The organism is Candidatus Effluviviaceae Genus I sp. (genome assembly GCA_016867725.1).
Lineage (GTDB): Bacteria > Joyebacterota > Joyebacteria > Joyebacterales > Joyebacteraceae > VGIX01.
The window spans coordinates 1-9317 of sequence record VGIX01000054.1 but is presented as its reverse complement, the minus strand read 5'-3'; the positions used below and the strand labels follow the sequence as shown (position 1 = coordinate 9317).

Here is a 9317-nt window from a genome sequence, read left to right as displayed (position 1 = left end):
GTGGCCGCACTCGAGGGTCAGCACGGCCGTGTGGTACCCGGGCGCCGGTGACGACCAGGTGAGCGTGAGCGTCACGGAGTCCCGCGGGGCGAGCGCCGCGTCGGACGAAATGGACGCCACGGGCACATCGCCGCCGTCCACGCGCAGCTCGACGACCACCGCGTGCCCGGCCGTCGAGACCGACCCCACGTTCCGCGCGACGCACTCGAGGCTCACCGGCCCTTCGGCCGGGAAGATCACGCGCGCCGGGTGCCTCACGGCGAGCTCGAGGTCGAACTCGGCCGCGTTCCTTCTGCCCGGGGTCGGCGCGACGCACTCGGCGAAGTCACGCGCGTTGTTGCCCGTGTCGTAGCAGTCGGGCAACCGCGCCAGCGACGAGCCGCCCGGGACGTCAGGCGCCGGCGCGCCGGCGTAGTACTCGGCGAAGAGCGGCTCGCCCCACCCGAGGACGTCCACGATCGCGTGGCCGCGCCGCAGCCGCGCACCGTCGGGGCCGTTCTGGAGGTCGAGCGCCGTCACGTGGTCGGGCGTCGGGACGACCGCGCTCTCTCCTATGAGGAAGATCCCTCCGGGCGGAAGCTCGTCGAAATCGCCTCCGACCCACTCGACGGTCCAGGCGTTCGGGCTCGCGCCGTTCCCGGACTCGAGGACGAGCCCGGCCAGCGAGACGGACGCCGGCCCGCAGTTCATGATCTCCACGAACTCGAGCCCCGTGTCCGGGCCCGCCGGGTCGTAGAGCACCTCGTTCAGCACGACCTGCGCTTCAAGGGGATGAACGACAACAAGAAGGAAGGCAACCGCCGCAACCGAGAGGCCACCGCCGCGTCCCATCCGCCACCCGCGCCTCCGTGAGGGGAAGTGTCGCTAGGCAAGTCCTTTCATGCGCCGGGCGGCCCACTCCGCCGACAGGCAGCCGAGGAACCCGACGAGGAGCCACGGCGAGTTCCACACCTCGAACTCCGGCGTCCGCGTCGCTCGCCGGCCCTCGAGCCGAACATCGTCGGGGAACGATGCGACCGTCTCCGAGGACACGTACACCCCGCCCGTCGCCCGCGCGAGCTCCATGAGGACCGCCGGCCGCAGCCGCGTCTCCGCGTCCTCGAGGCTGAACGGCTCGACGGTGAGTTCCCCGCGCGCCCGGCCGACCTCCTCCCCGCCGCGGACCGCGACTGCCTCGTAGACGTACTCGCCGGCCGGGAGCGGGCCCGCCTCGCCGCGGTACGTGTCGCCCTCAGGCGCGAGGGCGACGGACGCGATCGGCGCCGCCTCGGGGCCGCTCGCGAGCGTGAGCGTCACGGCGGCGTCCGTCGTCGGCCTGAGCTCGTTGGTCACGACCTGCGCCGTGAACGAGATCGGCTCGCCCGCGGCAACGACGTCGCGCTCGGTGAAGACGCTGAGCGGGGCGATGTCGCCCCGCGCGGTGAGCCAGCGGACGGCGCCCGCGACAAGGCGGCCGTAGGCGTCGGTGTCGGCCGGCCCCGCCATCTTCCACCGCCAGACGGCCTCGGCCGCGACGAGCATGGCGTGACCCGCCCCCACACGGCGGACCGCGACCAGCGGCGCGCGGCCCCCGTCCGGCGCGACCACCTCGGCGAGCACGGTCGCGTCCCCGCGGACCGACGACGCCGGCCGCGCGTCCGCCCACACCGGCGGGAGCGAGCGCCACGTCGAGGCGTTCGCGAACCGGTCCGCGACGACGCGCATCGTCGGCGACGCCTCGCCCGCCTCCGTGAGCGCCGCGCGCAGCTCGGCGGGCGCGGCGCCCCCGGGCCGTCCCTCGACCGGCAGGACGGAGACAAGCTCGGGGGACGGCGTCGCGGACGACCGCGGCAGCCCGATGACCAGAAGCCCGCCGCCCCGCTCCCGCACGAACGCCGCGAGCCACTCCGCGGGGACCAGTGGACTCGACCAGTCGGGCTCGACGAGCGCGACGAGGTCGTACGCGAGGAGCTCCTCGCGCGTCCTCGGCAGCGTCGCGTCGGACGCCGCCCGACCGGTCCGAGCGACCGCCGTGACCTCGACGTTCCGGTCCGCCTCGAGCTCCCGCCGCAGGAACGCGTAGTCCCACGAAGGCCGCGCGCCGGCGACGAGCGCCTTGATCTTGCCCGTGAGCGTCGTCGTGACGACCACGCGCGCGTTGTTCGCCGTCGTGAGCTCGCCCGGCGCCGCGGGCACGGAGACGTCGTAGCGGTGGACGCCCGGCGCCCCGGGGGTCACGCGGAGCGTCACCACGGACTCCTCGCCGGTCCCGCGCACCTCGACGGGCCGCGCGTCGAGCGTCACGCCGTCCTCCGAGACGCTCACGACCGTGCTTGCGTCGCCGAACCCGTGCGCGCTCAGGCGGACCTCCACGGGCAGCGGCTCGCCGACGTACGAGATCCTGTTGGTCACCGCGTCCCGGATCGCGATGTCGGCCTTGGGCTCCCGGCTCCCGACGCCGAGCGTGAACACCGGGACGCCGAGCGCGGCGGCGGCGTCCGCCGGGCTCACCCCGCGGTTGTTCGCCCCGTCGGACGCGAGCACGACGGCCGCGAGGTTCTCGCCGGCGAGCTCGTCTCGCACGGCGGAGAGCGCGCCGCCCATGTCGGTCACTCCGCCGTCCGGCGCCGGGGCCGCCCGCACGGAGGTCCCGGACACCTCGAGCTCCTCCACGGTTCCGGAGAACGCGTACGCCCTCACGACCGCGTCGTGCGCCAGCCTCGGCAGGACGATGCCGTTGAGCGCCGCCAGCGCCTCCTCGCTCCGCGCCGCGCCGCCCGGGCCGTCGGCGATGCCCATGCTGCGCGACGCGTCGACGAGGACGGCGACGACCGGCGGCTCGCTGAGCGTGCGCGTGAAGGCGAGGACCGGCTCAATGAGCGCGAGGACGAGGAGCGCGAGCGCCGTCGCGCGGAGCGCCGCGAGCGTCGCGCGGAGCCGCGGCCCGACGGTACGCGGCACGCGCCGATACGACCACACCGCGGCGGCGACGGCGACGACGAGGACGGGCCAGAAGACCCATCCGTGATGCGCGTTCACGAGGAGTCTCACGAGGCGCGTTCCTTCAGGCCCACGGGCCGCACGCGGACGCGCCACCCGACGCCGTCACGCTCGACGACGAACGAGAGCGCGGCGCCGGGCGCGAGGACGGCCTCGACCGGCGCGACGCCGCGCGCGCGGCCGCCGTCGGGGAACACGGCGGGGGCGAACTTGACGACGAGCCGCGGAAGCTCGCCGTCGGCGGCGATCCGGTACTCCGCGCGCGAGCCGTCGTCCGCCACCTCGTAGAAGACCGTCGCGGTCCCCCCGCCGAGGCGGACGGGCGCGTGGACCCACGACAGCGCTCGCGGAAGCGCGGGGCGCAGCTCGACCGCGCCGGAGAGGAGATTCGGCAGGACGCCGAGGTAGTCCTGGTAGAAGTTCCTCAGGAACTCGGCGAGGCTCCACGCCTGGGAGACCGCGCCGGCGACGTTCTCCCCGCGCTCGGGCGCCTCACCGTTCCGGAGCTCCGGCAGCGTGCCGGCCGCGCCTTCCGTGAACAGAAGCTCGGTGAGAACCGCCGTCTGCCTCCACGCCTCCTCGACCCTGCCGTGCCTGACGAACGCGCTCACGACCGGCCCGGTGAGCCACACCCACACGTCGCCGTTGTGGTACGCCTCGTCGAAGTGATACCGGTCCATGTCGAGATGGCGCGGGTGGAAGTCCGGGTCGTCGGGCGCGAGCGAGACCACGCCGTGCGGGCGAACGCACGTGCGCGCGACGAACTCCACGACGCGCGCCTCTCGCTCGTGGGGCAGGAGCTCCGACCACGGCGCCGTCGCCGCGAAGATCTGGTTCGGGCGCGCCTTGCCGTCCGGCGTGCCGTCCGGGTTCAGGTGATCGTGCAGCGCCCCGCGCGCTTCGTCCCAGTAGAGCCGGACGAACGCCTCCCGCACGGCGGCGGCGCGCTCGCGCCACCGCCTCGCCTGATCCGCCTCGCCGGCCGCCTCCGCGATGCCGGCGCCCGACTCGAGCGCCGCGTGCCAGAGCGCCTGGACGTCGACCGCGCGATCGCCGCGCGGCGAGCGCGGATGCTGCTCTCCGCCGGCGTCCATCCAGGTCTCGGCCTCGCCGTGGACGACGAGGCCGCTTTCGTCCGTCCGCTTCGCGATCGTCCCCTCGATGGCGAGCCTCGCGGTCGGCAGGAAGCGCGCCGCGAACGCCGTGTCGCCTGTGTACCTCAGGTACTCGTACGCCCCGCGCAGGAACCACAGCGTCCCGTCGGCGGTGTTGTAGTAGATCTGCCCGGGCATCGCGAGGTTGGGGATGCGCCCGTAGAACGGGCTCTTCGGGTCCCTGTGCTGAAGGGACGCGAAGGTCTCGAGGATCTCGCGCGCCGTGTCGAACTCGCCGCGGACGAGGCACGCGCCGGGCAGCGCGACGAACGTGTCCCTCCCCCAGTAGTTCGGGAACCAGTGCAGCCCGGCGAAGATGCCCCGGCCCATCTGGTTCATGACGAGGGCGTCCACGGACGCCGCCGCCCACAGGAGGGCGTGCCGGTAGTCGCTGTCCCTCATGGTGACGCCGAGACGCTCCATGAGGCCGGTGACCCGGCGCATCTTGACGTCGTAGAGCGTGAACTCCTCGTCGAGCGCGCGGAGCGCAAGCCGCGTCGCCTCCTCGATCGTGTTCCCCACCGCGGCGGCGAAGGTCACGTTCGCCGTGAACTGCTCCTCGCCCTCGAAGACGAACTCGATGCGGCCCGGCACGAACGGGCACGCGTCGCCCATGGTGCGGCGCGCCGCGTCGGTCGTGTACGTGGCGTGCCGGTACCCCGGGTCGGGCACGAACTCCGCCTGCCGGTCGCACGCGAGCGCGAACCACACGGGGTAGTCCGCGGCCGCGGTCCGCTCGCGGTGGTCGCGCCGCCGCACGGCGAGGACGCGGCGGGCCTGGTCCCACCGGGTCTCGTAGTCGGGCTTGACCTCCTCCCAGATGCTGCGGATGTCGATGCGCGGGATGAACGCCGCGCGACCGCGGAACCCGGAGCTGAAGCTCAGGATGAGCGCGTTGACCGAGTCGGCGAGGAAGACGGTCTCCGCCGTGCGCTCAACGAGGTACTCGCGCGTCATGCTCTGGGGAAGCACGCACGCGCTCTTGGTCCCCCACGCGGACAGGGGGACCCCGCCGAGAAGGAGGTCCCACCCCTCGAGGAACTTGTGCAGCTCGACGATGAGCCCGGCGTAGCTTCGCGTGTTCGCCGTGCCCGTCTCGCCGGCGAAGTACGCCCGCTCCTTGTTCGTGAGGACGTACTCGCGCGACTCGCGCGGCCCCACGACGATCTGGAGACCGTGGCGCTTGCCCGTCACCGGCAGCCGCTTCGCCGGACCGGCCGATCCGGCGGGCGCGGGCCTGCCCTTGTGCAACTTCTCTGCCATACGCCCCCGGGGCCGCCCGCGGCCGCGCTGCGGCGGCGAAGCGGCCTGCGGCTGCCAACGACGTTCACACGCGCGAGGCGGGCGATCGCGCCCCGCGGCAACGCCGGCGACTCACTTCACGGTGATCACGGAGTTCTTCCCGCCGTACGGGTCGGGCGACGTCTCGGGGTTCCCCGCGTCGTGCTCCCACCGCGCCCCACCGTCGATGACGAACTTGTACTCGTACCGGCCGGGCGCGAGCGGCACGGTCACGGTCCACACGCCGTCCCCGTCCTCGTCGCTCATCGGCTCGGCCGACGTGCTCCACCCGTTGAAGTCGCCCGCGAGGTGGACGCTCGTCGCGGAGGGGGCGGAGTGGCTGAACGTGGGCGCCTCGCTTGCGGCCGCCGCGGCGCCCTCGCCGCCCGCCGCCGCCACGTGCGCCGCGACCGCGGCGTCGTGCGCCGCCCTCGCCGACGCCAGGATGGGCACGGTCAGGAACGCCGGCTCCTTCTCGCCGAGCAGCCGGTACACGTTGCCGAGCGTGCCGCGGAAGACCTGGTCGAACGCGGCCTCGTTCGGAGAGGTCTGGTCGCTGCCGTACCACCAGAACCAGTCGCTCCCCTCGGCGGCGAGGATCTCACCGTACGCCTGCGCGGCCCTGATGCCGCCCGACGCCATGGCCGCGGCCACCGCTCCGCGCGTCTTCGCGAGGTACTCCCACGCCGCGTTCTCCTCGGGCTCTCCGATCCACGTCGTGAGGTCGGCGCTGATCCACGAACCGGCCCAGAGCGTCTGGATGGTCGAGGTCGGCGGGTGCGCGGCGAGGTGCTCGCTCACGGTGACGGTCCTGATCCAGTCCGCGCGGCTCATCTGGCCGTACCACGATCTGAAGAACTCCTTCCCGTCGCGGCGGAACCACTCCCACGCGTTCTCGCCGTCGAGGATGATGGGCACGACGGAGTTCGGCGCGTCCGCGCCCAGCTTCGTCCCGATCGAGTGGAGACTGCGGATCATCGCGTTCGCCGCCTCGACGCCGTCCATGCGCGAGTAGTTGAAGCCGAGGTCGTCGGAGAGCCTCGAGTCGCGGAAGATCATCGCGACCTTCTTCGCGCCGTCCCGCGCCCAGTGCATCGAGTAGCGCTGGTTCGGCGAGAGCGCCGTCCCCAACGACCGCTCGAGCACCTTGTCGTCGGAGGCCATCCACGCGAACCCGGCGTCGGCGACCATGCCGACGATCTCCTGCGCCACGGCGCCCTCCGCCGGCCACATCCCGGCCGGCTCGCGCTCGAAGAGCGTCTCGTACAGCCCCGCCGCCATCGCGATCTGCTGCCGCGCGTCCTCGGGGTAGCGGAACGGGACCGCGGGAAGCGCGATGCCGGGCGACGCCTTCCGCGCGAGGTCCGTGTCGCACAGGAGCGGGAGGATCGGGTGGTAGTACGGGGTCGTCGTGACCTCGATGCGACCCTCGTCCTGGAGCCTCCTGTGGATCGCGATGACGTTCCGCATGATCGCGATCTGCGTCTCGACGATCTCCTTCTTGTCCGCCTCCGTGTAGCCGCGCGCCTTCGCGATGAGGTGCTTCACCGTCGCGACCGCGCCGTCGGGGAGCGTGACGTCCTTCTCCTGGAAGTCAGGGTCGAACCACGCGAGGTTGAACCACGCCTGCAGGTCGCGGAAGTCCTGCGCGCTGAATGAGGCCGCCGTCTTCGCGAGGAGCTCACGGCTGTCGCCGAGCTTCCGGTCCTTGAGCTCCCTGTAGCGCGGCCAGACGTGGATCATGTTGTCCCAGTGCGCGTTGAAGAAGCTCGAGAGCAGGAGGACCTTATCGTCGTCCGTGAGCTCGGCGGCGTCCTTGAGCGTCATCCTGAGGTAGCGGTCGGTGGCGCCGCCGCGATCGTAGGCGTCGACCACGTCCGTGAGCTGGGTGATGAGCACGGGCGTCAGGTTCACCGTGAACCGAATGGCCGGGAACTCGTCGAGGATCGCGACCATGTCGTAGTAGTCCTTGATCGCGTGCAGGCGCACCCACGGCTCGAGGTACTCGCCGGTGTCGAGGTCCTTGAGGTACTTCGGCTGGTGCTGGTGCCAGACGATGGCGACGTTGATGGGATGCTCAAGCGGCGGGTGTGAGTCCACGATGGGCTCGTGCACGACGGGCTTCCCCGCGTCGAGTGCGCCGAGCACGACCCCGCCGTCCTCGGTGATCGAGAGGACGCTGTTGTACCCGCCATGGCCGTCGTCGGTCCGCTCGGGGTTCTCCGGGTCCGGCTCCCACCGCTCGCCGCCGTTCAGCACGAACTTGTACTGGTAGGTGCGTCCGCGGTCGAGGTCGATCACTGCCTCCCACACGCCGTCGCCGTCGGGGTCGGCCATCGGGATGCCGCCCGGGTCCCAGCCGTTGAACTCGCCGGCGAGGTGCACCGAGCGCGCCCCCGGCGCGCTGAACGTGAAGGCGAACCCGCCCTCGACCGGCACGGGAGTTAGGGCGGCGAAGGACTGCGCCGCTGCTAGAAGGAGAGCGGCGGCCACCGCCGCCGCGCAGGCGACCCGCTTCATGATGTCCCTCCGTTCGATACGCGCTACTCGATCTCCAGCGCAGGCAGCACCGCGTACTTCCCCGCGTCGAGGTCGTACGCGCCGAGGATCTGCGCCTGCGTTCGCTGCCCACGGCCGAACATCCACAGCATCTTCTTCCGTGGGGGCACGATGATGTCGTACACGTTGGGGTTGATCGCGAGGTCGTGCCCGCCGCCGCCGCGCCACTCCTCGGCCTTCGCCTTGACCTCGCGGAAGTCGCCGAGCCCGCCCGCGCCGTAGTCGTCCTGGAGCCCGGCCGCAGGCGTGAACCGCCAGTCGGACGCCGCACCGTCGATCCGAGCGATGGGCACCGAGATCGCGATGACGCCCTTGGCGATGTCGGTCCTCGCGGTCGCTCCGATCTCCACGCGCTCGGCGTTCCTGTCGATGACCTCGACCGTCTCCCCCGCGGCGAAGACCTGGTACTCCGACGGCCGCTCGAGCAGGACGTTCGCGTTGCGACGAAGCTCCCTGTCGCCGCCCTCCTCCGTGTCGATGGCGACCGCGACCATCGTGAGCCTGTTCCCGACGCCCCACGGGTCCACGAGCTTCCGCATCCGGAACACGAAGACGAGGTCGCCGTTCGTCTTCTCGATCGAGAACGAGAGGATGTCCGCCTGACCGCCCTCCCCGAACGCCGGGTTCGTGGGATACGTGTAGTCCCCGTCCCCCGTGTCGTCGCCCGCCGGGTCGGTCCACGACGCCAGCACCGCGGCCGAAGCGCCCGAAACGGCAACCGTCGCGATCAGGCACGAGAGGATGAGCGAGCGCCACATCATGCGAGCACCTCCGTTGGGGAGCCGTCTGCGGGGAGCGGGCGGGCGCGATGCCCGCTCGCCCCGCGGCCGGCCCCTGATCTACCGCCCCTCGGCGAGCAGCTTGTCGATCTCCGCCACCGCCGCGTCGAGCGCGGCCTTCACCGTCTTCGTGCCGTCGAGCGCCGCCTGCATCTCGGGGTTTGCGAGGTTCTCCATCTCGGGGTAGAACGGCGTCTGCGGACGCGCGACGGCGGTCCTCATCTGCTCGACGAACACTGCCAAATAGGGATGTTCGTCCGCCGTGATCGCGTCGGCGGCCTTGACGTTGACCGGGATCTGCCCCAGCCGCATCGCCCACATGCGCTGCATCTCCTCGCTCGCGACGAACATCAGGAACTCGCTCGCCAGCTTCGGGTGCTTCGTGCTCGCGAAGGCGACGAGGTTGTTCCCCCCGACGTTCGTGTGCGACCCCGCAGGTCCTGCCGGGATGAGCCCGACGCCGAAGTCGATGCCGGTCCGCTTCAGGCTTTCCGCGGCCCACGGCCCGTTCAGGATCATCGCGTACTTCCCGCTCTGGAAGCCCTGGTCGTGGACGATGCCGCCG

General features: G+C 72.1%; 6 protein-coding genes. All 6 read right to left on the bottom strand.

The features are described 5' to 3' along the window. On the bottom strand, nucleotides 1-831 hold an 831-nt coding region (locus FJY74_08810), incomplete at its 3' end, for a lamin tail domain-containing protein (GenBank protein MBM3308413.1). A 33-nt stretch (nucleotides 832-864) separates the two neighbouring features. Then, the gene (locus FJY74_08805; protein MBM3308412.1) at nucleotides 865-3030 is read right to left on the bottom strand and encodes a VWA domain-containing protein; all 2166 of its coding nucleotides are present in this window, start codon (nucleotides 3028-3030) and stop codon (nucleotides 865-867) included. Next, entirely contained in the window at nucleotides 3027-5396 is a 2370-nt protein-coding gene (locus tag FJY74_08800) for a hypothetical protein (protein MBM3308411.1), read from the bottom strand. Before FJY74_08800 ends, FJY74_08805 begins: the two co-directional genes overlap by 4 nt. A 111-nt stretch (nucleotides 5397-5507) precedes the next feature. Beyond that, complete coding sequence (locus tag FJY74_08795; GenBank protein ID MBM3308410.1) at nucleotides 5508-7934, bottom strand: hypothetical protein; 2427 nt, start codon at nucleotides 7932-7934, stop codon at nucleotides 5508-5510. 23 nt (nucleotides 7935-7957) lie between these two features. Further along, nucleotides 7958-8734, bottom strand: a complete 777-nt coding sequence (locus FJY74_08790; protein MBM3308409.1) for a hypothetical protein — start codon at nucleotides 8732-8734, stop codon at nucleotides 7958-7960. A gap of 78 nt (nucleotides 8735-8812) precedes the next feature. Beyond that, nucleotides 8813-9317: extracellular solute-binding protein (locus FJY74_08785; protein MBM3308408.1), on the bottom strand; the 505-nt coding region annotated here is incomplete at its 5' end.